This is a genomic window from Peribacillus frigoritolerans, from assembly GCF_001636405.1.
In the GTDB taxonomy this organism is placed as follows: domain Bacteria; phylum Bacillota; class Bacilli; order Bacillales; family DSM-1321; genus Peribacillus; species Peribacillus frigoritolerans.
In genome coordinates, this window is sequence record NZ_KV440950.1 from 3,802,560 (window position 1) to 3,825,874 (window position 23,315).

Annotated in this window: 22 protein-coding genes and 2 pseudogenes; 8 read left to right on the top strand and 16 right to left on the bottom strand. The window is 37.0% G+C overall.

The window, feature by feature from the left end; all coding sequences use genetic code 11:
* Nucleotides 1-1,416: 1,416 nt before the first annotated feature.
* Complete coding sequence (locus A6755_RS17965) at nucleotides 1,417-2,160, bottom strand: SDR family NAD(P)-dependent oxidoreductase (RefSeq protein ID WP_034313115.1); 744 nt, start codon at nucleotides 2,158-2,160, stop codon at nucleotides 1,417-1,419.
* A 52-nt stretch (nucleotides 2,161-2,212) separates the two neighbouring features.
* Nucleotides 2,213-2,604, bottom strand: a pseudogene (locus tag A6755_RS28150) (SDR family NAD(P)-dependent oxidoreductase); the annotation flags it as partial.
* Between the two features lie 405 nt (nucleotides 2,605-3,009).
* Here A6755_RS28150 and A6755_RS28330 point away from each other — a divergent pair.
* The gene (locus A6755_RS28330; RefSeq protein ID WP_084737935.1) at nucleotides 3,010-3,168 is read left to right on the top strand and encodes a LuxR C-terminal-related transcriptional regulator; all 159 of its coding nucleotides are present in this window, start codon (nucleotides 3,010-3,012) and stop codon (nucleotides 3,166-3,168) included.
* Between the two features lie 83 nt (nucleotides 3,169-3,251).
* On the opposite strand, the gene A6755_RS17980 is transcribed toward A6755_RS28330, so the two are convergent.
* Nucleotides 3,252-3,998 carry a TerC family protein gene (locus A6755_RS17980; RefSeq protein ID WP_034313117.1) on the bottom strand — a complete coding sequence of 249 codons (747 nt, stop codon included), beginning with the start codon at nucleotides 3,996-3,998 and terminating at the stop codon, nucleotides 3,252-3,254.
* 538 nt (nucleotides 3,999-4,536) lie between these two features.
* Between A6755_RS17980 and A6755_RS17985 the strand changes: the two genes are divergently transcribed.
* Nucleotides 4,537-4,716: an H-type small acid-soluble spore protein gene (locus A6755_RS17985; RefSeq protein WP_034313120.1), complete on the top strand. Its 180-nt coding sequence runs from the start codon at nucleotides 4,537-4,539 to the stop codon at nucleotides 4,714-4,716.
* Between the two features lie 246 nt (nucleotides 4,717-4,962).
* On the opposite strand, the gene A6755_RS17995 is transcribed toward A6755_RS17985, so the two are convergent.
* On the bottom strand, nucleotides 4,963-5,733 hold the full coding sequence (locus tag A6755_RS17995; protein ID WP_063591567.1) for a GH25 family lysozyme: 771 nt from the start codon (nucleotides 5,731-5,733) through the stop codon (nucleotides 4,963-4,965).
* Between the two features lie 604 nt (nucleotides 5,734-6,337).
* Between A6755_RS17995 and abc-f the strand changes: the two genes are divergently transcribed.
* Nucleotides 6,338-7,975, top strand: a complete 1,638-nt coding sequence (gene abc-f / locus A6755_RS18000; RefSeq protein WP_063592600.1) for a ribosomal protection-like ABC-F family protein — start codon at nucleotides 6,338-6,340, stop codon at nucleotides 7,973-7,975.
* Nucleotides 7,976-8,530: 555 nt separating this feature from the next.
* On the top strand, nucleotides 8,531-9,367 hold the full coding sequence (locus A6755_RS18005; protein ID WP_063591568.1) for a DUF2935 domain-containing protein: 837 nt from the start codon (nucleotides 8,531-8,533) through the stop codon (nucleotides 9,365-9,367).
* A gap of 93 nt (nucleotides 9,368-9,460) precedes the next feature.
* Here A6755_RS18005 and A6755_RS18010 read toward each other — a convergent pair whose 3' ends face one another.
* Entirely contained in the window at nucleotides 9,461-9,805 is a 345-nt protein-coding gene (locus tag A6755_RS18010) for a hypothetical protein (RefSeq protein WP_034313125.1), read from the bottom strand.
* A gap of 447 nt (nucleotides 9,806-10,252) precedes the next feature.
* Between A6755_RS18010 and mscL the strand changes: the two genes are divergently transcribed.
* Nucleotides 10,253-10,651, top strand: coding sequence for a large conductance mechanosensitive channel protein MscL (gene mscL / locus A6755_RS18015; RefSeq protein ID WP_063591569.1), 399 nt, complete (start codon nucleotides 10,253-10,255; stop codon nucleotides 10,649-10,651).
* Between the two features lie 526 nt (nucleotides 10,652-11,177).
* Nucleotides 11,178-11,653, top strand: a pseudogene (locus A6755_RS18020) (transposase); the annotation flags it as partial.
* A 350-nt stretch (nucleotides 11,654-12,003) separates the two neighbouring features.
* On the opposite strand, the gene A6755_RS18025 reads toward A6755_RS18020, so the two are convergent.
* The 11 genes from A6755_RS18025 to A6755_RS18075 form a co-directional block, all read right to left on the bottom strand.
* Complete coding sequence (locus A6755_RS18025) at nucleotides 12,004-12,954, bottom strand: sugar phosphate isomerase/epimerase family protein (RefSeq protein WP_063591571.1); 951 nt, start codon at nucleotides 12,952-12,954, stop codon at nucleotides 12,004-12,006.
* Between the two features lie 406 nt (nucleotides 12,955-13,360).
* Nucleotides 13,361-13,681 carry a DMT family transporter gene (locus tag A6755_RS18030; protein WP_034313134.1) on the bottom strand — a complete coding sequence of 107 codons (321 nt, stop codon included), beginning with the start codon at nucleotides 13,679-13,681 and terminating at the stop codon, nucleotides 13,361-13,363.
* Nucleotides 13,682-13,719: 38 nt separating this feature from the next.
* A complete protein-coding gene (locus tag A6755_RS18035; protein WP_034313138.1) occupies nucleotides 13,720-14,049 on the bottom strand; it encodes a DMT family transporter in 330 nt (109 codons plus the stop codon).
* 29 nt (nucleotides 14,050-14,078) lie between these two features.
* Nucleotides 14,079-14,951 (bottom strand): Cof-type HAD-IIB family hydrolase, encoded by an 873-nt coding sequence (locus A6755_RS18040; RefSeq protein ID WP_034313139.1) that lies wholly within the window; start codon nucleotides 14,949-14,951, stop codon nucleotides 14,079-14,081.
* A 100-nt stretch (nucleotides 14,952-15,051) separates the two neighbouring features.
* The gene (locus tag A6755_RS18045) at nucleotides 15,052-15,834 is read right to left on the bottom strand and encodes a DeoR/GlpR family DNA-binding transcription regulator (protein ID WP_063591572.1); all 783 of its coding nucleotides are present in this window, start codon (nucleotides 15,832-15,834) and stop codon (nucleotides 15,052-15,054) included.
* A gap of 26 nt (nucleotides 15,835-15,860) precedes the next feature.
* On the bottom strand, nucleotides 15,861-16,874 hold the full coding sequence (locus A6755_RS18050) for an ABC transporter ATP-binding protein (protein WP_063591573.1): 1,014 nt from the start codon (nucleotides 16,872-16,874) through the stop codon (nucleotides 15,861-15,863).
* A gap of 68 nt (nucleotides 16,875-16,942) precedes the next feature.
* On the bottom strand, nucleotides 16,943-17,746 hold the full coding sequence (locus tag A6755_RS18055) for an ABC transporter permease (protein ID WP_063591574.1): 804 nt from the start codon (nucleotides 17,744-17,746) through the stop codon (nucleotides 16,943-16,945).
* Nucleotides 17,743-18,597 carry an ABC transporter permease gene (locus A6755_RS18060; RefSeq protein ID WP_063591575.1) on the bottom strand — a complete coding sequence of 285 codons (855 nt, stop codon included), beginning with the start codon at nucleotides 18,595-18,597 and terminating at the stop codon, nucleotides 17,743-17,745. Before A6755_RS18060 ends, A6755_RS18055 begins: the two co-directional genes overlap by 4 nt.
* Before the next feature lie 100 nt (nucleotides 18,598-18,697).
* On the bottom strand, nucleotides 18,698-19,531 hold the full coding sequence (locus tag A6755_RS18065; RefSeq protein ID WP_063591576.1) for an alkaline phosphatase family protein: 834 nt from the start codon (nucleotides 19,529-19,531) through the stop codon (nucleotides 18,698-18,700).
* On the bottom strand, nucleotides 19,521-20,633 hold the full coding sequence (locus A6755_RS18070; RefSeq protein WP_063591577.1) for an ABC transporter substrate-binding protein: 1,113 nt from the start codon (nucleotides 20,631-20,633) through the stop codon (nucleotides 19,521-19,523). Before A6755_RS18070 ends, A6755_RS18065 begins: the two co-directional genes overlap by 11 nt.
* Nucleotides 20,634-22,062: 1,429 nt before the next feature.
* Nucleotides 22,063-22,269, bottom strand: coding sequence for a hypothetical protein (locus A6755_RS18075; RefSeq protein WP_034313159.1), 207 nt, complete (start codon nucleotides 22,267-22,269; stop codon nucleotides 22,063-22,065).
* A 312-nt stretch (nucleotides 22,270-22,581) separates the two neighbouring features.
* Between A6755_RS18075 and A6755_RS18080 the strand changes: the two genes are divergently transcribed.
* Together A6755_RS18080 and A6755_RS27185 are read left to right on the top strand one after the other, a co-directional pair.
* Nucleotides 22,582-23,088, top strand: coding sequence for a DinB family protein (locus A6755_RS18080; RefSeq protein ID WP_063591578.1), 507 nt, complete (start codon nucleotides 22,582-22,584; stop codon nucleotides 23,086-23,088).
* Nucleotides 23,089-23,131: 43 nt separating this feature from the next.
* Nucleotides 23,132-23,302: a hypothetical protein gene (locus A6755_RS27185; protein ID WP_170946962.1), complete on the top strand. Its 171-nt coding sequence runs from the start codon at nucleotides 23,132-23,134 to the stop codon at nucleotides 23,300-23,302.
* The last annotated feature ends 13 nt before the right edge of the window (nucleotides 23,303-23,315 follow it).

The following is a 23,315-nucleotide window of genomic DNA, read 5'->3' on the forward strand; positions in this document are numbered from 1 at the left end:
TTAAAAATAAGTAGTTATACTGGCTAACAACAATTTTCACAAGGCTATTAAATTATCTTAGTCGTATCTGTTCAAAAAGATAATCCGTAAAAATTTTTTCAGTATTTTTGTAAGCTCCATTGCTAAAAAATACCCTTGTTTTTTATCTCTTGAAATTTCTCCAACTACCCCATTTGCAAACCTTTAAATGCTCATTCTTTTTCTTTTTTTTAAATAAACCTAGATGGGGGTACGTTCCGAGAAATACAGATCCAAAACAGTAATTAGAAAACCTCATTCAATATTGCTTCTTGCGGGACATATGGAACAGATTTTCTGAGCTCGTTAATACTTTTTCCGGATATTTGAATATTGACTTATCCTTCGGGATTAAGTTTAACAAAACTATTAATAATGTTTATTTCCCTTCCCCATTTGGACCGATAACCCCAACCAATTCACCTTGGTTTACCGCTTCATTACCATGTTAGGATACAAACAAACTCTTAGCGGGAAGTGCGGAATTCATTGCAAACATCTCCTTCGTAAATAATTTTTCGATAAACTAATAATGTTTACCAAAGGCAACATCGATCCAAAAAAATAAAGTGGTTATCTACCACACTTCACTTTAACGGCATTATATGCACTAAGGTAAAAAAGTTTCCCTAAGGAAAATTTTAATCTGAAGGTAAAACCTTGTCAATCAAAATGGAGCCATTACTAGCCTTATCTTCGGGATGGCTGGGTGTACGTTAGCTTAAGAAAAACGTTTAAATATGAACGCTCCATTTCTGCTTCTTATATATAACAGGTTTTTCACTTGGTAACGTGACAGTTATTCACTTTATTAATTCTAACAATAGTAAAGTAGTGAACTTGCCCTAATTTCGAGGCTTTGCTCATAAGAAACAAAAATACCTAATAATGTGACTAAATAAAATTAATCTAATCTAGTTTAATTTATTCTTTTTTCTCAAAACCAGGCTAATCTAAACTAGTAAAGATATTAGCATACGTCCATATACTATTTTAAATGGGTAGGAAAATGGTGTATAGAGCTACTGTAAGATACCCGGACGTATATAAAAAATTATATAGAGAATATCTATAAAGCGACCAATCTAGATCGTAATCAAATTATCCGTTTGGCCTTATTTATCGCTGCACATTCAAAAATGTAGAAAAGTATCCTCCTTAATCATAAAAATTACTGAATTCCCTCTCCCCTGCAACTGCTTGTATCGTTTCTTCTTCCAAGGAAATGTTTTTAGCATTCCCCGGTATTTTTTTATAATATGCAAAAAAAAGAGCCCTCCAGCAGAGTTGAGTAATATAACACCACTCATCTTACGGAAGAAGCTCAATTTCATATGCAATTATCACATCTAACGATTTGCCTGATTGATAGAACCAGCTATTAACCCTTACACGGTTTTATACGGCCGTATAACCGCCGTCGACAATTAGGCTAGTGCCAGTAACAAATGATGCATCTTCACTTGCAAGGAAGAGAACGGCTTTAGCCACTTCTTCCGCTCTGCCTAAACGGCCGATTGGATGTAAATCGATCAAACCTTGTCTAATTTCACCTTGTGCTTCGGCAATAAGTGGTGTATCTATATATCCAGGGCAAACTGCATTGACACGAATGCCATCTTTCGCATAAGTCGCACCTAATGTTTGTGTCAATAGTTTGACACCGCCCTTTGCAGCAGAATAGGCTGTTACCCCCGGTTTCCCTGCATGGCTATGGATGGAGCCTGTATTGACAATGGCGCCGCCAGTAGATTGTTTTTGCATTTGCGCTATCGCATATTTATCGGATAGGAAGACACCGGATAAATTAATATCAATCGTTTTTTGCCATTGCTCGTAGCTTAACTCATGAATGTTTCCGTCTCTTGCAATTCCTGCGTTTGCGAACATGATATCCAGTTTTCCATATTTGTTAACCGTCTCTTCGATCATATTCTTTACGTCATTTTCATTCGTCACGTCAGTTTTAACAAAAAAGGTATCATACCCGTTTCCATTTAACTCTTCTGACACCGCTTGTCCATGATCAGCAAAATCGGCAATGACCACTTTTGCTCCTTCTTCTGCAAATAATTTAGCCGTACTTGCTCCAATCCCGCTTGCTCCCCCTGTTACGATTGCCACTTTATTTTCTAATCTCATATCTAAACACTCCTTAGTTTTTAGTTTCTACTACCCGCTAGAAAGTCAGGTTTTAGCGAGCAGTCGCTCCGCCGTCCATCACAAATTCAGTACCCGTCGTATAGGAAGATTCGTCCGAGGCAATGAAAAGCACTGTATTTCGCCACATGATTGACGCTGCCCAGATGTCCCAATGGGAATTCTTTACCCAATTCGTCTTTTGAACTGCCCGTTTGTTCAGAAGCATAGTCCGCCATCCCGGTATCGATATATCCTGGATGAATCGAGCTTACACGTACCCCTTTTGAAGCATACTCGGGTGGCAGCATCTTTAGTCATTGTCCGGACCGCTCCCTTGCTTGCACCGTATAGTACATGACCAGGGGCGCCAATCAAGCCTGCAATGGAGGAAGCGTTTATGACCGAACCTTTATTTTGTTTCGCCATCAGTTTAATGTGTTTCATTCAAACATTACTGGAATCATTTTTACTATTTTTTTCCGCTCCAAATATCGAGGACGTAAAAGACACATACGAAGAGCATTTGGATACTTGGCTACAATCACATTTACCCCTTTTAAATGAAAAGCATTTCAGCATGTTCCGATTGATCTTTGAAAAGTCCATCGTTACCTCATTGGTAAACCGAAACATGCCAAACCCTTTCCATCCTTATGTTCTTATTATCCAGTTTCTCTCATCTCATCCATAGCTATAACAAGTGGACAGGCGACGAACCGGAGCAACACCACAAATCCAAACAAGAGCATGCAGAACTTAAAAGACTGCAGCTACTGAACCAATTGGATGAACTTTTAATTATCTCAACTGGATTTAAGGATTTTGCTTTTATCCTAAAAAAATGTAAATTTGCTGGCTGAGGGTTATAACAATAAAACAATGGCCGAATTGCTGCAATTAAGCGAGCATACCGTTAGAGATTATGTAAGAAGTTTAATGACAAAGTTTAAAGCCAAGAACCGTACACAGGCAGTGGTTTATGGTTTTCGGTTAGGCCTGTTGAAGTAAAATTATTACCTAATCTATAAAGAACCATAAAAAGACCGAAAAATTTTATTCGGTCTTTTTAAAATTTTCAAAGAATATATACTTTATTTACCTTCACTTTTTTTCTCTGTTTTTCCAGATAAAAACCATCCGCCTATAGCGATAAGAAGCATGACTGACCAAAAGATTATATTCCAAACCGGTCCTTCAACAAAATCGTGAGAGATAATGTGCACGGCTGGATGTGCAAGGGTATGCATTAGTAACTTAACCCCTACCCAACCAACGATTAACATGGCTGCCGTTTCGAGGCTAGGTCGCTCCGTCAGTACCTTAACGAAGTATCCTGCCGCAAACCGGATGACGATTAAACCTGCAATGGCCCCTAATAAAATAACAATGAATTTTGCCCCATCCATTCCTCCTATATCCCCCATTGGCGTATCTGGCAAGGCAATGACTAGAGCGACTGCAGCTAAAATGGAATCAATAGCAAAAGCAATATCAGCCAATGCAATTTGCGCAACGGTCATCCGGTAGCTTTTCCCTTTTTTTTCTTTTTCTCCGTGATCCCTTTTTAATAAATGCTTTAATGAAATGAAAATCAGATATGCAGCCCCAATTGCTTGAACTTGCCAAACATGGAAAAGGTACGAAATGATGAAGATTGCACCAATCCTAAATATAAAAGCCAAAAGCAACCCAATATTAATCGCTTTTTTTTGCTGTTCTTTTGGTAAATGCTTTGACATTATAGCTAAAACCAATGCATTATCAGCAGATAATAAACCTTCTAAAAAAATTAGAATAATTAACACCCAGCCATATTCCAATAATAACGATAGTTCCATGATACCCCCCTAAAAGCATGTAAAAGAATGCGTATATAACTTAAAACCCAACAACACTTTCTTCTCCAATATTGTCCCATCTTCTCTTCTTCCTTATTCAATCCTTCCGTCCAATTAGCTTACTCCCTATTTAAAGTAAAGCATCCATCAGCGCTATAATATTCTTTTATGCTTAGACTTCATTCCAATTGGGAAAAGTTAGGATTTATATCTTCGCACTCCAAAAAGCTCCAACTCAATTCCTATTCTGCCATTAAATGATATTTCTGTAAAATGTTTTTATGTTGTTCCTGCGTCTGTAATTGTACGGAGTATTCGTAATAAAAACATAGTCACTTTCATTTGACTCAATATTTAAAATGTTAATAATCCCCATCTCTACATACAAGCTTAATTAAAAAGAGAGCTACCGCGGCGGATAATATGGAAAGGTAAACATCATTGTTCCTTATATGATTTAGTTGCAATATTAATCAAATGAATAAAATCAAGGATTTCCCTAAATAATAGGAAGACTAATTAACAGGGAGGGATTTATATGGATGCTAAGCGTGTAAAGCAGATTCTTTCGTCTTCATCTGACATTGAGGTTAGATATAATGGCACTTCAGTTTGGATTGATAATTTAAATGAAGATGGAAGAACAGCTACAGTACATCTAAGAGGACCATTAGAGGAAAGATCAGACGTAGCAATAGACGAACTTAAAGAAATATAATATCCATTAAAATAAGCTCCTCTTTAATAAGAAGAGCAGTTTGTCTACAGTAAATTAAGGATTTGTCCAAATTGTACGTTGATCTACTCTCCAGGCATTCGCTTTCCGCGGGCGTTCCGGGAAGCCTCCTCGGCGCCTTTGCGCCTGTGGGGTCTCCCCCTGGACTTGCTTTTCCCGCAGGAGCCTCACACACCCGCTCCCCTTACTTGTTTTGACCTTACCCCTCGTATTAAAAAGTTCCTTTGCTCATTTCAACCTTAATTTTTGACCGATATAAATTTTGTCTGGGTCTTTAATTCCGTTTAGACTGACAAGCGATTTTACGGTTGTTTTATGTTTTTTTGCAATGAAGCTAAGTGTGTCGCCTTTTGTTACAGTATAAGTTGAGGTTGTTTCAGTTTTAAATGCACGTGGTTCGTCAGTCCTAAAAGTATTTATGGTATTTGTAAAATCCCTATAGGCTATATTCAAATCCACCTTTGTGCTGATCCCACTTACCTTACCTGAATCGGAATGCTGCCAAATGTCCGTGCTGCGTCCCAACGTCCTGTTGTATCTTGCAATCCAAAAAGCGTAATTCTTCAACCTTGATTCCTCTAAATCATTTTCGAGAAAATATTTACCAGTATACAGCATAGCCGTGTAGCCAGCTTTTTCAATAGCTGCTAAAAAAGCGATTGCGGCATCGGTGAGCTTTTTTTTATTTGCCTTTTTTTTATTTTCCTCAAGATCAAGAACAACAGGGTAATTTAAAGCAAACGAGCTGATTGAATCTAAAAAATAAGCAGCCTCAGCCTTTGCTTCTGCAGCAGTTGCAAACTTTGCATAATGATAGGCCCCGACTTTCAATCCCGCTGCCAATGCTAGTGGTGCATTTTCTTTGAAATAGCATAACTTAGAATAACTCGTTCCCTCTGTTGCTTTAATGAATACGAACTTCACGCCTGCCTTTGCAACTTCCCCCCAATTTATAGTACCTTGCCAATGTGAAACATCGATTCCCTTGATATATTCCATATTAAAGTCCTCCTTAAGGAAATAACCCTATGGGGGTAAATGCTTTATGATCTTAACATATCCCTTATAAAAACATCATATAGTGAAAACTGCAGTCTGGTTGCCCACTGCCCACCTTATAATAAGATATTTGATTGGGTTAAAACAATTTTAAATCTTTAAATTTGGCTCTTTTCGTAAAGATTGTTGTTTTTAAAACGAAACTATTTAAGGTTGATTGGAGCGGAAGCGAGCATCTGGAGGGGAAATTAACCACACCTCACTACTTGGTAAATAGCAACAAAGTATGTTAAAACAGCCTTAAATTCAGATTGAAAGCAAAGTAATATGCTGTTTCCTTTTGTTTTCAAAGATTATTTTATGCTATACTGATTTTATTAATATCAGAAGGGATGATGGGTGGCCGATGATTAACTAATCTTATTTTTAAAATTTGAAATCGCATATTTCAAATCATACAAAATAGGATTAGTCTGCCCATTTTCTATAAATTTTAGAGCTATCGTGAAAATAGCTCTTATTTGATAATGCACAGGTACGACTAATCCTTCCATATGAACTGGGAGGATTTTTTCATTCTCCCTTAAAGAGAGGGATGGATTATATGAAAGAACTTTTAAAATTAACCAATATTAGTTATGAAGTATTGGACCAGAACATTTTTGAAAAAGTTAATGCTACAGTTCAACAAGGCGAGATCATCGGTATCATTGGTAAAAATGGTGCCGGAAAATCTACGTTGTTGCAATTAATCAATAATGATTTAGAGCCTGCACATGGACAAATCCAATGGCTGCAGCAAGACGTGAACGTTTTTATGGTTGAACAAGAAGTCGAGTCCCATTCTTCAGAAGATAAGACGCCTTCAGAAGTTAAATTACTTGATAAAATGCATGTACCAAGCCATGACTTCCCACAATTAAGCGGGGGAGAAAAACTGAAAGCCCGGTTAGCAAAAGGACTTTCTAAAGATGCTGACCTTTTACTATTAGATGAACCGACGAACCACCTTGATGAGGAAAGTTTAGAATTCCTCAAAGGACAAATTAAAAATTATGGAGGTACCATCATTTTTGTTTCGCACGATCGTTATTTTTTGGATGCTGTAGCAACGAAAATTTGGTCGATTGAAGATAAAAAGCTAATTGAGCACAGAGGGAATTATTCCAGTTATATGGAGGTTCGCAAACAGAAAAGACTTACACAACAACGTGAATATGAAAAACAGCAAAAAATGGTTGAACGGATTGAGGGACAAATGAAAGAAATCACTTCTTGGTCAAAAAAAGCCCATTCCCAATCGACCAAAAAGGAAGGAATTAAGGAATACTATCGCGTAAAAGCAAAGCGCATGGATGCACAGGTAAAGTCTAAACAAAAGCGTCTTGAAAAAGAGCTTGAAAAAGCAAAAACTGAACCTGTTGAATCAGAATACACTGTACGCTTTTCAATTAACGCAAAAAACAAGATGGGAAAACGTTTTTTGGAAGTTAGGAATTTAACTAAGTCTTTTAACGGTCGAACACTATTTAAAAACGTCAATTTCACGATTCAACATGGTGAGAAGGTTTCCATAATGGGTCCCAATGGCAGCGGAAAGACTACATTATTAAAAATAATCCTTGGACATGAAACTTATGCGGGCGATGTATGGATTTCACCATCTGCAAAAACAGGCTATTTGACGCAGGAAGTGTTTGATTTACCACTTGAACTAACACCCGCCCAGCTATTTCATAAAGAAACTTTCGAGTCTAGAGGGCAGGTTCAAACTTTAATGAAGCATTTAGGCTTCACGGTATCTCATTGGACAGAACCCATTAAGAATATGAGTATGGGTGAGCGAGTGAAATGTAAGTTAATGGAATATATATTAGAGGAAAAAGATGTGCTCATTTTGGATGAACCGACAAATCACCTGGACTTAGCTTCACGGGAACAACTTGAGGATACCTTAGCACAGTACACCGGAACGCTACTTGTCGTTTCGCATGATCGATATTTTCTCGAAAAAACGACAAGCAGCAAACTCGTCATTTCAAATAATCGCATACAAAAGCAATTATATGAATCACCCTTAAAAAGAGATGATCTGGAAGAACTGCGATTAACGCTTGAAACAGAAAGACAAGAAGTTTTAGGAAAGCTTAGCTTTATGACTCCAAACGATAAAGCGTACACAGAACTCGACCAAAAGTTTAATGAGCTTACGAAAAAAATAAATGAACTTGCTGACAAATGACTATCTTTTGTAACTTATTGAAACTGATAAATTAAATGTAAAAACCCTTAGAATGATTTAAGTCTAAGGGTTTTTTAGATAGGCTCTTTTCGTAAAGATTGTTGTTTTTAAACGAAACTATTTAAGGTTGATTGGAGCGGAAGTGCGAGACTCCTGCGGGAGCAGCGGGACAGATGAGACCCCACAGGCATTTACGCCGAGGAGGCTCACCGCCCGCCCTGCGGAAAGCGAGCATCTGGAGGGGAAATAAACCACAACTCACTACCTGGTAAATAGCAACAAAGTATGTGAAAACAGCCTTTAGATAAGACTCAAATCGTCCAGGATTTTTGTACACCCCTCAGTTCGAAATCCATTTCCCTTCCTTTATACTCGCTTACTTTTCTTCAAGAACATGGATGAATCACGGTATTTTTCCTAGAAAACAAAAAAACTCATTGGTTTGAGATGTTAAAAGGATATCGGTAATGATAGGATTTGCAATTCGAGCAGAATAATAATGCCCCCTCGTTAATATGCTTTTAATGATGGATTTGTTAAAAGGGGGCATAAGTTATGAGCGAGAATACACAGGAAGCCAATATGAGGAAAAACTCGGGAATGTTTGTTGCACGCTCTTTAGATGAGATTCGTTTTTGGTCAAGAATAATGAAGGAACACTCGTTATTTCTAAGACTGGGTTTTAGATGTGAAGATACACAGTTAATTGAGGAAGCTAATCAGTTTTATCATTTGTTTGAACGGATAGAACAGCAATCCCATTCATTAACAAATCAAGCTGATCCCGAACAGATCAGGAGATTTAACTCGGAGGTGCAGCAAGCTGCTACAGGAATATTTTTATTTAAAAGAAAAATATTGGGATTAATACTCACGTGTAAATTGCCTGGTGCGAACAATTTCCCGCTATTAGTTGACCATACAAGCAGGGAAGCCAATTATTTTAGAAAACGATTAAAAGAATTAAATGAGGGTAAATTGAAACCTCTCGCAGATGCGATCATCAAAGAAAATGTTTTCTTTTTAAGAATCATGGCGGATCATGCAAAATTCATCGGACATCTCCTTGATCCATCAGAAAGAAAGCTGGTGGATATGGCGCGAAACTTCAGTAATGATTTTGATCAATTAGTCTTTCAAGCTGTTGACTTAGAGTCCATGAAACCGCAATCACAAACCGCCCCTCTTTTGGATCAATTTCTAGATCAGAACCGTGTTTCCGTCGTATCACTTCGAGACTTTAAGAAAACGGCCAGGGATTTAATCGAAGAATGCAAAATCAAGAGCATTATCCATCCACTTTTGGCTGATCACGTTTTCCGTGAGGCCGAACGATTCCTTGAAATTATCGATATGTTTGAATCTCACCTTACAGGTGAAACATACAATTAATTAGAGTTGTTTATAAAATTGCTATTTTGGATTCATATATTCAAATAAAATTGGCCCTTCTCGATATAGAGAAGGGCTTTTATATTTGAAAAGTTAAGAATGGGAGTTCACCATTGCTTTAAGTTTCTCTTTATCAGATACAGAAATCCAAGGTAATTCCTGATTAACTTCATTAATACCAGGTTGGATAACGCGGCTATTTAAAAGGTCACAAATACAATCATTTATTAATTGGATATCCTGGTCTGATATTTTTCGGTTATATGTAGCGGCTCCTGTTTGTTTGGTTATCCCCCCTATCAAGCCTCTTTGATTTAAAGAACTTCTGATCACTTCTCTTATAGCCTCTATACTAGTCAACGGAAATACATCAAGGTGCTTAACAATCATCCTAAAAATATCCTCTTTAGATAAATCCTGTTCAATATGTTGTCGCAATTATTCCACCCCCATTTTTCAAAACATTCTCCAAATGAAACGTAAAATCCTCCTCCTATTAACAAAAATCATTTAACAAATCCCAAAACAAAAAACCCCTCTCAATTAAGAGAAGGGCTTTTAACAATGGAGGAGTACCACTTAGGGGGTAGTACAATAATACAATTATCGCCAAACGAATACATTTATATTCACCCCCTTCCTCAAGTTGGTGAAAACGGCCTTGCGTGACATTGAAAAATGACGCCATAGTCGTTCCCGTTCTGCCCTTCCAACGTCTTATCTCCTTTGATCGGAGTGTCGTGATTGGCATCATATTAACGGATTCAAATGATTAAACGGTTGGATGGCCCTATCTTTGGTATTGAGGATGCCTCTTACACTATTTAATTTTCACCATATTTCTGATATGCTTTTATCAATTGACAAAAGAAAGGTGTAGTTACGATGATAAAGGAATTCAGGGAGTTTATTACCAAAGGAAATGTTCTCGATCTTGCGATAGCTGTAGTAATGGGTGCTGCTTTTGGGAAGATCGTTTCATCACTAGTCGATAATATTATCATACCGCTAATAGAAATTTTATTAGGTGGGCTAAATTTTTCTTCGTTATCTTTCCCAGTTGGAAAAGCAGTTATTCAATATGGTATATTTGTCCAAGCTGTGATTGATTTCTTGATCATTTCATTTGCGATTTTCATGTTTATGAAGGTAGCGAATTCTCTTATTAGAAAAAAACAAGCTAACGAGGAAGAAGTATTGGAAGCGGTACCCGCATCCGAGCAATATTTAAAGGAAATCCGTGATCTTTTACAAAAAAATGCACGGCAGGATGAAACATCGTAAGTATATACTGAATCAATGAAAAAGTTCAGAAATAGTCAAAAATCAGAATAAGAAAAAGCCCCTCTCTTTAATGGGAGGGGCTTCAGACTGTAGACAAACTCGATGAAAATCGAGTTTGTCTATTTTTATGGCTTGTACAATTTGGACGTTGATTGGAACGTAGGGCACTCGCTTTCCGCGGGCGGTCGGCCCTCGGCTTTCGCCTGCGGGGTCTCCCCTAGACGCGCTTTTCCCGCAGGGGTCTCGAACACCCGCTCCAATCAACTTTGTCTTACCTTGATAGAACACTTTTGCCTGGAGTCATTTTTGTTTTAAAATAGAAGTATTAAAACTTGAGGTGATGAGGATGCTTTCTAAACATGATTCTATTCAGCGAGATCAACTTGAAATGATTACTTTAGATCAACTGGTGCCACCGAACCATTTGGTTCGTAAAATGGAGGCTACCATTGACTTCACTTTCATTTATGACTTGGTGAAAGATATGTATTCAGAGTTAGGACGCCCAAGTATTGATCCAGTTATTTTAGTACCTTATACACGTCCTCGCACCAAAGAAGGATTTTTCCGCAAACAGGACTATGTATACGATGAACATTTTGATTGTTACCTTTGCCCTTCGGGCGAAACTTTAAAGTACTCAACAACAAATAAAGAGGGCTATCGCGAGTACAAATTGCCAAAACAAATTTGTACAACATGCTCATTTTTATCTCGGTGTACAGAAAGCAAAGACTGTCAAAAAGTGGTGACACGGCATATCTGGCAAACACATGTGGAAGAAGCAGATCATCTGCGTCATCATCAAGATGTAAAACCTATATATGCAAAGTGTAAAGATACGATTGAGCGTGTATTCGCAGATGCAAAAGAAAAGCATGGTATACGTTGGACTATTTAAGGGGACTTAAAAAATTGTCAATGCAGGCGATGCTTACTTTCGCTGCCATTAATTTAACGAAGATGGCCAATTGGACATGGCGAGGTCCAAAAATGGCCTAACTTGTGGGCCCGTAGAGCCGAATCTCTTAACTTTAGGCTAAAATTCAAAGGGAATTTCAAAAGGGGTTCAGAATTTTAATTCCCAACCCCTTTTGTCTACAAACTGAAGCCCCTCTCTTAAATGAGAGGGGCTTTTTCTTGTCATAATGAACTACGTATCCGTTCCTATAACTGGACAGGCGACACTTATTAAAGAACTTGTGTGTTGGAATTCGTAAAGCAAATTGACAGTAATGTTGGCAATCAAAAGAGGCTCTCTATCAACTCAATAGCAAGTATCAGCTGGAACTGCTGCAATAATTTTTATTATATGAGCAAAATTATACAACAACCCTGCTTCTACATATTATTTATCGGCAATATTTATCGCGTAAAGCAAGGGTATACTTAACCGATTGCTCTGTACCTTTTTCTTGATCTTCAATCATTTGTTCTAAAAGTTCTTTTGGAGGATAATAGTAATCCAATGGTTTAATGACACTTAAATCATAAGGAGGTTGTTCAACTTTGAAAGCTCCTTCTCCAACCGCAAAGACTCCGCCAGCACCATGCTCTCTCTTAAAATTGATGGCATATGGAAAACACATTTCAACGTTGATTCTAGTTAGGGTAGATTTCTCAACAAGTATTTTAAAACATTCTTCTGTATCAATATTGCCTGTCCCTACTGGTACACCACATACCCTATAATCCTCGCCATCATGAATGATAATATGATCTTTAAAATGGGTTGTGAATGCATATGGTGCTAATTTCCTTACAGCTTCAACCGGATCCTCCCATGCCATCATTCCGTTGCCCACATCACAATGAGCGCTAACCCAAGGGCTGTTGACTTCTTTTATAATTTGAATAACCTCATCTGTTAACTCTTCCTCATGATTTTCCACAGCTAGTTTTATCCTGTATTTCTCTAATAATGGTACAATTTGTTTGATATCTTCTGGTGCTTTTTTCAATCTTTCCGGATCATACTCTCCCAAGCATGTATACGTGCGAATCACATCCGCTCCGATTCTATGTGATGCTTTAATGACTTCTTTTAGATGTTCCGGATCGCTTCCATTTGTGTCTATTTCAGCGAAAAATCCATACTTTTGAATTTCTTTTCTTACTCTCTCTAAATATTCCGGTTCAAATGATTCTAAAGTGCCCCATCCTGACAACCCTGGCCATGGAACAATATTGATCATGACTCCGTCTAATCCCAATTCAGCTGTTTTTCTGATAAAACCGAAAATATCCATTCGCCCTGTAATAAATTGCAAGTGATAGCTTTCTGTTTCTAATCCAATTTTCATTTTTTCCCCACCTTTTATTAAGTATTTAGTTTTTTTGTTGATTTTCTTTTATTTGTTTACGATTTTAACTAGCTGTTTATAATAAAACCTTTGACTCCCAACGCAATCATTGTCAAAAAGACAAGTCTTTTGCCTTCTATTCCTGGTGATCGATCGAACATGCTTCCGTGAGAATAAATCCAAACATAGAAGGGGCATATCCAACTAAGCAGGCTATAGAAACTGCTGCGCCACTTTTTTCTACAGGTCCGCTTAACATACCATTTTGAATAATTTTGATGAGTTACACTAATTAATTGAATAATATATAGAAGAATACAATAGTTACCAATGAAGCCTAAATAGAATGACTCCCGCACCATACGGGAATCATCAATTAGCTCCATAAATTAGAAGTCTTTTTCGATTAATGTCCAGAAGTCATTTTAATACCTATAGCGCCTACAATGATACAAATAATGAATAGGTTTAATCTTAAACTTCTAGGTTCATTAAAGAAGATCATTCCTGCTAAAACACTTCCAACTGAGCCGATACTGGTCCATATTGCATAGGCAGTACCCACTGGAAGTGAAGTTAATGACAAGGAAAGAAAATAAAAGCTTAAACTACCCAAAAAAAGACACGCTACAGAGGGGAGCAATTTTTTAAAGCCGTCTGCACGCTTCAAGCTAATAACACTACCAATCTCGGCAAATCCGGCAATAATAAGAAAAAACCAAGCCATTGAATCATCCCCTAACCTTGTATATCCGTTCATTTCCTTTAATGTTTAGGCTCTGCAGGATTGACTTTTATTCCAATTATCCCTAATATCATTAAAGCCATAAAAAACACTTTCAGTGGATCAATGGTCTCACCCCAAAAAAGCATCCCAATTACTACAGTTCCAACCGTTCCCAATCCAGTGAAAATGGCGTAACCAGTTCCTAATGGTATTGAATGTAAAGCTTTTGAAAGTAAAAAGAAACTAAAGATTATAATAACTACCGTAAATATACTAGGTATAATTTTGGTGAATCCGTATGAATGTTTAAGACCAATCACCCAGACAATTTCCAAAAGTCCTGCCATTATGATATATATCCATGCCATTTTATCGCTCTCTCCTTTGGCATTGACACTTATTTTTGAACCACGAAGTTCTCCATATATCGATAAATCGCATAAGCTACCCCATTTTCATCATTATTAAGGGTTGTCGTTGTACAAACAGTTTTTATGACATCTTTTGCATTTCCCATCGCTACGCTGTATCCAACTTTCTGGAACATGGATAAATCATTGTTGCTGTCCCCGATTGCCATAGCCTTATCTAATGAGCCATTCATCAAGAAAGCCAATTTTTCAAGGGCTATTCCTTTTGAAGCTCTTTTACTGGTAATCTCAATGTTATGATCAGCAGATGAAACGACCATCAACTCATCAAACTTTTTGAATTGGTTCCAGGCTTCCTCTAATTTATTTTCATCAAAAGAACATGCTAAAATGTTATGGAATTCTTCCTCCTGTTTTAAGATATCATGATAGTTTTCAACTAAAACATATCCAAACTGGTCAAATTGCCTTTCCGCTATTTCAACTAATTCTTTCATATCTGGATTCAAATCTGCGCTTTTCAAACTTTTAATCTCGTTATGGAAATGTTCTCTTCCTTTTTTAAGAGTATAGATGGCTTTATCAGTGAACACTTCGTAATAATAATTCCGTTCATCTAACCATTGGAGAATGGATTCAACACGATCTTTAGTTATCGTAATAGAAGAAATGCACTTTGCGCTTTTTGAATGAATGGTTGCTCCATTTGTCCCGATTACAAATGGGGATATCCCGGCTTTTTCACATATTGTTTGAACGTCAAAATAAGCCCGTCCTGTTGAAATAACTACTTCAAAGCCTCTATTTTGGGCATATTGAATCGCCTTTATATTTTCTTCACTAATTTCATTCTGGTCGTTTAATAATGTTCCGTCTAAGTCTATCGCAATGAAACTCATGCTATATAGCTCCTTTTCATTCTATCTATTAAATTTTCTTTCTAGCTTTTTTTTGCTGCTATCAAAAAAAGAGAGTACTCCCTCTTCCATCTCTTTTATACTATGCTTGAATCCAATTGACTTCCTCTAATTTTGAATCATTTCTCCATTCCTCTGGAAATGGCTGCTCGCAGACAATCACATCTACTTTTTCTAGAGGACAAACTTTACAAAAGGTGTCAACACCAATTTTAGAGTAATCCGTTAGCAATATGACTTGCTTTGATACCTCGACCATTTTGCGTGAAACTAATGTTTCACGTAAATGATAATTACTAACACCACTTTGAATGGAAACACCACCAGCTGAAATGAACGCTTTATCGATATTAAATTGATTTAACATTTGTTCAGTGAGACCCCCGCATATGGATTGATGCTTTGGATCAATTTGTCCTCCCAGTAATAGAATTTGTCCTGTAAACTTATTTTGATTGAGCAATTCGGTCAACACAGACGACACAGGAAGAGAATTGGTTAAAATCGTAATGTCTTTTTTATTTTCAATACACTGGGCAAATTCAAGCATGGTTGTACCTACATCAATGGCAATCACATCTCCGTTGGAAACGAGTTCCACCGCTTTTTTCCCAACCTTGATTTTCGCTTCTTGATTCACCGTTGTACGCTGTGTAAATGGAGGCTCCTCAAATTCAAAGACTGTTTTAATCGCTCCACCGTAAACCCTCTTTAACAGTCCTTTTTCCTCTAATATCATCAAATCGCGTCGAATCGTTTCCTCTGAAACATTAAATTGATCAACTAATTCTATAACTTTTACTTTTCCCATTTTGTTAAGTTCTTTTAAAATTTCATTCTTTCTTTCTTCAGGCAAAACAGACATATTTCTCCCCCTCGATCATCAATACTTTATAACATAATGCATTCTTTCTTCGGTACAAGAATTTGAACGCGTGCTCCTTGCTCAAACATTTCCCCACGGTGGTGAAGATAGTCTACATGAAAAGCGCACTCCTCTGTTTCTACTTCATATCTTAAAACATTCCCTGCCATGGAAACATCTTTAACAAATCCTTTAATTTCCCAGTTTCCTTGTAAGTCCAAGCTGTCCTCACCAACAGAAACTAATTGTAAAACTTCTGGACGAATGGCAACTTCATTCCCTTTTAATTCTGTGGTGCGAACAAGTTTACGGAAAACTTCCATATTACAGACATTATAATTCCCGATAAATTTTGCAACAAATGTATTGACTGGAGAAGTATAAATTTCTGATGGAGAACCGGATTGTACAACTTGTCCTTTATTCATGACAAAAATTCGATCAGACATCGTCATTGCTTCTTCCTGATCATGTGTAACAAAAATAGTTGTAATATCTAATTCTTTCTGTATTCTCTTTAATTCTTTTTGCAGACTTTTTCTGATTTTAGCATCCAATGCGCTTAACGGCTCATCCAGAAGCAGTACTTTTGGCTCCATGACAAGCGCACGGGCAAGAGCAACCCTCTGCTGTTGTCCACCAGATAATTGATGAGGATAAGACTCTTCTTTTCCTATTAAATCAACCATATCAATCATATTATTCACTTTTGACTTAAGATTTTTCACCTTTTTCATTTTAAGGCCGTAAGCGATATTATCAAAAACATTCATATTCGGGAAAAGCGCATAAGACTGAAACACCATACCGACTTCACGCTGACGCGGTGATAAATCAGTAATATCTTTTCCATCAATTAAGATTCTTCCTACATCAACGTCTTCAAGTCCCGCAATGGAACGTAATAATGTACTTTTTCCGCACCCGCTTTGCCCAAGAAGTGTAGCAAATTCACCTTTTTTTAATGTTAAAGAAATATTATTTAAAACTAATTGATTGTCATATCCCTTAGTCACTTGTTCGATGGTTACATAGCTCATTAGTTTTCACCTTCTAAAGTAGTATTTTATGACGGTATTTTTCTTAAAAAAATGAAGGAATTCGCTTCTTATTTTGACCCGACAGGATTTCTTTTGTTTCTAAACGTAAGCTTTAATACAGTCCCCGTTAAAAGTAAAATCATTGAATAATAGGTTATAACAATTGCACTTGTTAAGTGACCACTGCTATTTAGTTTGTCGGATAGATAAATTTGAAGGGTTTCGAATCGGCCCCCGACAAGCAAATTGGCAAAAGCAAACTCACTAAATAAAAGAGAGACAGATAATAAGGTAGACACTAAAATTCCAGATATAATATTTGGAAACACCACCGTACGAAAGGCTTGGAATTTTGTGGCACCGAGTAATTCAGCTGCATCAACAAGTTGTACAGCATTAAGCGTACGAAGGCTGTTACGAATTCCTTGATACATAAATGGTAGAATGGTTATGAAATAAGCACCAATTAAAATCCAAGGTGTTCCGGCAATTTGAATCGGTCCAGCAGAATAAAGCTTGATTAAACCAACAGCTCCAACAATGGGAGGAACTCCATAAGGAAGCATGGCTGCGGCTTGGAGTAATCCTTCCCATTTACTGAAATATACCGTGATAATAAAAATTGTCGGAAGCATAATAACAACACTAAGACCTACAGAAATGACAATTAAAAACAGTGTTCGTCGGAAAGCATCATAAAACCGTTCATCTTGAAACAATTCAATATACCATTTCAGCGTATAACTCTCAGGTAAAATCGTATGATCCCATTTACCAGCAATCGAGAATAAAAGTGTTCCTACAAGCGGAATTAATAAATATATAACTAGTAATCCAACAAACAATTTATGAAATGTCAATGAAGACTTCATCGTAAATCCCTCCTAACTCTACGCATCATTCGTTCATTGAACCACATCGCCCCTATCATGGTCGTTGCTAGAAGGACTCCCAATGCACTACCTAGCTGCGGCTTTAATGCAACATCACTAGCAACTAGAGAAGCAATTTGCAATGACAATATGTTATAGTTGCTGCCGACCAATGCATAGGCTGTTGCGTAGGCTCCCATCGCATTAGCAAACAAAATACTGAATGTACCTACAATACTAGGTAAAAGAACTGGAACCCCTATCCGAAGCCAAAATGAAAATGTTGACCCTCCTAATAATGAAGATGCTTCTTTCCATTGTTGCCTAATTCCTTGATAAGACGGGTAAATGAGCATAACGGCAAGCGGAATTTGAAAATAAATATAAACAAGAATGAGGCCTGTCCAGGAATATAAATTAAAATCTGCAAACAGGTCCCAACCAATCTTGGCAAATAGCAACGTAAACAACCCATTGTTTCCAAGTAAGATAATATATGAAAATGAAAGGGGAATCCCTTCAAAGTTCGACGTCATATTGGTAACCATCAGTAGTCGGTTTTGTATTTTTTGAGAGAACTTTGTAAACGAATAGGCTGCAATGACTGCTACAATCACAGAAGTTATAGCAGAAAACACGGAAATGACCAGGCTATTTTTAATGGCTTGTAAGTAAAATTCACTTTTGAATATGGTTAAGTATTGATCAATCGTAACTTGAATTCCATCATCTGCATAAAAACTATTTTTAATCATTGCCACTAATGGTCCTATCTCAAATCCAATCACAAACATAATAAATGGCAGTAAAAGAGCTAATAAGTAAATTTTTTGTTTTTTTATTTTTCGCAAGACTTCTCGCTCCTCTATGTTCTCTAACAATTTTGGAATTGGTCTAACAGTACATTCGTTAAGCCAATTCCAGTCAATCTTGAATCATCATTTAATGTTTTTACAGGGTGACTTTTCCTTTCAGACCTGGAAATTGATATGAAATCATTTTATCGGACGGCTCAATATTTAATAGTTCACAAACGAGCGGTGCAAAAGCTAATTGCGGAACCACTTCACCATAAATACCAGGCTCAACTTTTGGACTAATGATAAAGAGCGGTACATCACGTTCACCATCAGTTATGCCGCCATGGTTGCCATATTCACTCATGCCATGATCCGATGTAATTAATATGTGGTAACCTTCTTTGATCCAAATTGGCAATAGTTGTGCCAACACGCTTCCCATTTTTAGGATTTGCTCACGATATTCTTTTGATTCCGAGCCAAAAATTTCTCCTTTTACATCTACACCGAGCGGATGAATATATAAAAATTGAGGGTCATACTTTCTACGTAAAGCTTCTGCATCCATTAACACATGGCTATCTGGATAGTCATCGTCCCAATAAAATTTTCCGTATTGAATTGGATTAGATTCATCTTCTTGCTCACGGTCTTCAATAAAATGGAATGGCGCACGATTATAAAGTTCGCTTACCCAGTAATAGGACACTGTTCCGTTTCTTAACCCGTTTTCTTTCGTAAGATGAAAGAGACTTTTCTCAGTAGATAAACGAACGGCTTGATTGGACGTAATCCCATTCATTGAAGCCGGCGTACCTGTTAACAACACTTCATATAATGGACGGGAAAGACTTGGAAGCTCCGACTTAACTTTGTAAAGTGACGCTTGATTCGTTTCGACTAAATGCTGAATAAATCCCAGCGCTTCGCATGCTTTATCGTATCTCATACCATCAACAACAATTGCTATTACTTTATTTGACATGGACTAACACCTCTTCTTGCCAAATCTGAGGTAAATTTTTAGCCGTTTCTTCCCAAGCTTTGTAATCTTCAATTGGTTTTGCATTTTTGTACTGTTCTTCTGGAACCATTTTTTCAGCTACTTCTTTCGGAAGTTCTACATCGCGAATTGGACGGGCAAATCCTTTAGCTAAATTAATTTGTCCTTCATCGCTTAAGATATATTCTCTAGTTGCCATCGCAGCATGCGGATGCTTTGCAAATTTGTTAATAATGGTTGCGTAGCCGCTTACGACTGAACCTTCACTTGGAATGGTCACTTCAAATTGATCGCGGTCAATTTGGTCAGCGTAACCAAGAGCATTGAAATCCCAAACAAGGGCAACTTCCACTTCCCCTTTTTCGATGTTAGCCGGCTTGGCATCAGTTAAACTAAGGCGGCCTTGCTTGGCAAGCTTAGCAAAAAAGTCAATTCCTGGTTGGAGATTTGTTTCATCACCGCCGTTAGCGATAGCGGCAGCAAGTACGGCCATTTGATTCTGTGTACCACGCTGAACATCTCCAACTGTTACTTTATAATCCCCTTTTAATATGTCATCCCAAGATTTAGGCGGGTTATCTACTAATTCTTTATTAGTAAAGAATGCAATCGTTCCTTGGTAGCCAACAACCCAATCTCCATTGTCATCTTTTGCCCACTCAGGTACCTCGTCCCAATAGGAAGTTTTATATGGCATCGTTAATTCTTTTTGTTCCGCGATTGGCCCAAAGGAAATCCCTACATCGCCGATATCGGCTGTTGCATTCTCTCCTTCAGATTCCATTTTGGCAATCTCTTCGGCACTGGACAAATCTGTATCATTGTGTTCCAATTTATATTTTTTCATCACTTCATTCCAAGTTTCTCCCCAGTTAGCCCATGAATCAGGCATACCGACACTATTAATGGTCCCCTCTTCTTTTGCCTTTGTTTCAATTTCTTTCAAGGTTAACGAACTTGGATCCTTAACCACTGGAGCAGCCTCCTCATTAGTAGCTCCACAAGCAGCTAATCCCAGTACACTCACCCCTAACATCAAAGCTTGAATAGACTTGTAACAATTCTTCTTGAATGTGTGATTCATAAAAAGTGCCTCCATTTAGTGTGGAATCTTTAATGTTCATTACTGTTTATTACGGTTTTATCATAATCAGTAAACATTAATTCCACATAAACCAAATGTTAAGATTTTGTAAATTAGCTCTTATTTTTCCTTATCATCAGCTTTTATCTTCATAAGCATTAACAACAATCCGCAAACAGGACCAAGTAAAATCAAGTCTATAAAAGAGAATGTGAAAAACTTTTATTTAAAACATATCACCCTTTTCCCCCTCTTTTTAGCTCGCCGTTAACAAAAATCCATACTAGCTAAATAAATTTTCATGAAAAAAAACTCTCTTGATACAAGAGAGTTTTACATAGATCTTATTAAACAGATAGAATTATCAATGTGGATATATAATAATTGTTCTTGGCGGAGTTTTTATGCCTCATCCATTCCCCAATTATAGCGCACACTACTAAACTGACAATTACAACTATAAAAGTCTTTAATCTTCAAAGCCATGTCGAGACTATGAATTATAACAGCCACAACAATTACAACCATCACCGTTTATTTCAAATGATCTGGAATTCTTCTTTCAAAAGCACAATTACTGTTCCGAGCACTATACCTAGTGCATTAGCAGAGGAAGCACTTTTTTTCCCATTATTGTAAAAATTCAAGAGAGGAAGAAATAAATATGCGTCATATTTTCGTCAATTCCACTCCCCTTAGCGCTTTTCTTTTTCCACTTATTTAACTAAAGGGAAGCTTCTCCCGCTCAATGAAAAGCTCCTTCCCCCCTGCCTAGACTAAACCAGTTCATTCATTTCAGACTGGGTTAAATCACCAGCGGCTTTCACACGAATACGGGATTTCCCAGGCATATACGCTAAAGGTACTTCTTCTAATTTTCGAGTGATTTTTTATTATGCCTCAAGAAATTCGTCACTGGTCAAAACAAACTAATCCTTTTGCAGCATCGGCATTAGTATGTACTTTTTGTTGGATCCAGATAGCCGATTCACGGTTCAAAAATCATTTTGTTTATATTTCCAAAAAAACAAAAAATCCATTTATCATTAAATAATGAAAAATGGATTTTAATAAACTTTTATAAGATTCTAGTTAAACACCCAGGTAATCCGTTTTAAAGACTCTTCCGACGGCGCATAGAAATCTACTGATAAAGGTTAGAAAAATTGAAAAATCACGGAGGTTCTGCAATGAAGACAAAGGTTTTGCTTATTTATACCCATTTTTCACCTAATAAATATGTGCATGATCATAAATCTCCTCTCTCCTTATATTTTTACATTTATTATTATAAGGAGGAGGATCATTTAGCAAGCTACAGGTTATAAACGGTTCTCTTATTTACACTTTTAAACGTTAAGAATTTCGTTGTAATGAAGGAGAATAAATTCAAAAACGAAATAATCATTTCCCTCCAGAGGGGATGCAATTACATTGTTTCATAGTTTTTTATTTCAAATTCATTTAAAGGCCGATTAATCGACTTACTCAATTTTTTACTAAGCTCTTGGTAATCCTTAGTATCATTGGGATCTATACCTTCCCTGACGTTTAGTATCTCGTATCGGTCATACTGTTCTGGAATAAGTTTTCCGTCTACATGGATATAAAGCCTATATTTGATCCTCAGATTCATATTACCATCTCCTTTACTATCAGTTCGATATTGGGTGCTATTTTCCTGCAAGAAAAAAAGCCTATATGTGATGCTCCACTATCTATTCATTTATAACCCGAATGTTCGTAGCTCGGATTATCTCAAAACCTCTTATTTATATATATATTACATTTGAGGAGCACATATACCCGAAGAATCTTAAGGAGGAATTGTTATATAAATTATAGAACAGCATATTAATGAATATGCTGCATTGAATAAACCTGAATACTTTGTTCTTACTGCATAAATTGTCCAATACGAAAAAACTAGTGTTTATGGAGGTTTTTTATGAATCACCCCGAGCCAGTATTAGAAATGTATAACTATCACGCATGGGCAAATGGAGTCATCATCGATCGGTTAAATGAACTTCCAGAACACATTTACCATAAGGAAATCCAAAGTGGTTTTTCGTCGGTATCAAAAGTGTTGTCTCACATTTATCTGACAGATTACACGTGGTTTGATATTATCTCTGGTATAAGTATGGATGAAGCAATGGCATCTTCTAGTGAATTAAAAAAAGAGGTGGAAAAGAAAAGTATTGAGGAAATGAAAAAAATATTTATAGACTTGTACGAAAGAAACAAAGCACTTCTGAGTACAGAGGATATGGAAAAGATAATGGTTGTGGATAATCCATATGCTGCGTCGCTTGAAACTACCATTTCTGAATCGGTATTACACATTGTCACTCACGGATCATATCATCGTGGCAATATAGCTACCATGTTACGGCAAATGGGGCACACTTCCGTTATGCAAGATTTTGGTCTTTACCTTTATACAAAATAGAACACCAAACTATATACCATTTCCTGAATAGGGGGATGTATCGATGGATGAACTAGTTGGCTCTTGTGTTCGCTGTGCACATGATGTGTATTGTACGGCTGGTTTTCTGAACGGTATTCTTTTAGATAACAAGAATATCTTATGTTTTAATTGTAAGGATATTTTAAATGCGATGATCAAAGAAGAAAGTTTGGAGGAGGAAAATCAAAACTAGATGTTTAAATAGG

Excerpts from the sequence above, each read along its gene's own strand:
- A6755_RS17965 (WP_034313115.1), bottom strand. The coding sequence starts at position 2,160 with ATGAGATTAGAAAATAAAGTGGCAATCGTAACAGGGGGAGCAAGCGGG.
- A6755_RS17980 (WP_034313117.1), bottom strand. The coding sequence starts at position 3,998 with ATGGAACTATCGTTATTATTGGAATATGGCTGGGTGTTAATTATTCTA.
- A6755_RS17985 (WP_034313120.1), top strand. The coding sequence starts at position 4,537 with ATGGATGCTAAGCGTGTAAAGCAGATTCTTTCGTCTTCATCTGACATT.
- A6755_RS17995 (WP_063591567.1), bottom strand. The coding sequence starts at position 5,733 with ATGGAATATATCAAGGGAATCGATGTTTCACATTGGCAAGGTACTATA.
- abc-f (WP_063592600.1), top strand. The coding sequence starts at position 6,338 with ATGAAAGAACTTTTAAAATTAACCAATATTAGTTATGAAGTATTGGAC.
- A6755_RS18005 (WP_063591568.1), top strand. The coding sequence starts at position 8,531 with ATGAGCGAGAATACACAGGAAGCCAATATGAGGAAAAACTCGGGAATG.
- mscL (WP_063591569.1), top strand. The coding sequence starts at position 10,253 with ATGATAAAGGAATTCAGGGAGTTTATTACCAAAGGAAATGTTCTCGAT.
- A6755_RS18025 (WP_063591571.1), bottom strand. The coding sequence starts at position 12,954 with ATGAAAATTGGATTAGAAACAGAAAGCTATCACTTGCAATTTATTACA.
- A6755_RS18030 (WP_034313134.1), bottom strand. The coding sequence starts at position 13,681 with ATGGCTTGGTTTTTTCTTATTATTGCCGGATTTGCCGAGATTGGTAGT.
- A6755_RS18035 (WP_034313138.1), bottom strand. The coding sequence starts at position 14,049 with ATGGCATGGATATATATCATAATGGCAGGACTTTTGGAAATTGTCTGG.
- A6755_RS18040 (WP_034313139.1), bottom strand. The coding sequence starts at position 14,951 with ATGAGTTTCATTGCGATAGACTTAGACGGAACATTATTAAACGACCAG.
- A6755_RS18045 (WP_063591572.1), bottom strand. The coding sequence starts at position 15,834 with ATGTCTGTTTTGCCTGAAGAAAGAAAGAATGAAATTTTAAAAGAACTT.
- A6755_RS18050 (WP_063591573.1), bottom strand. The coding sequence starts at position 16,874 with ATGAGCTATGTAACCATCGAACAAGTGACTAAGGGATATGACAATCAA.
- A6755_RS18055 (WP_063591574.1), bottom strand. The coding sequence starts at position 17,746 with ATGAAGTCTTCATTGACATTTCATAAATTGTTTGTTGGATTACTAGTT.
- A6755_RS18065 (WP_063591576.1), bottom strand. The coding sequence starts at position 19,531 with ATGTCAAATAAAGTAATAGCAATTGTTGTTGATGGTATGAGATACGAT.
- A6755_RS18070 (WP_063591577.1), bottom strand. The coding sequence starts at position 20,633 with ATGAATCACACATTCAAGAAGAATTGTTACAAGTCTATTCAAGCTTTG.
- A6755_RS18075 (WP_034313159.1), bottom strand. The coding sequence starts at position 22,269 with ATGAATCTGAGGATCAAATATAGGCTTTATATCCATGTAGACGGAAAA.
- A6755_RS18080 (WP_063591578.1), top strand. The coding sequence starts at position 22,582 with ATGAATCACCCCGAGCCAGTATTAGAAATGTATAACTATCACGCATGG.
- A6755_RS27185 (WP_170946962.1), top strand. The coding sequence starts at position 23,132 with ATGGATGAACTAGTTGGCTCTTGTGTTCGCTGTGCACATGATGTGTAT.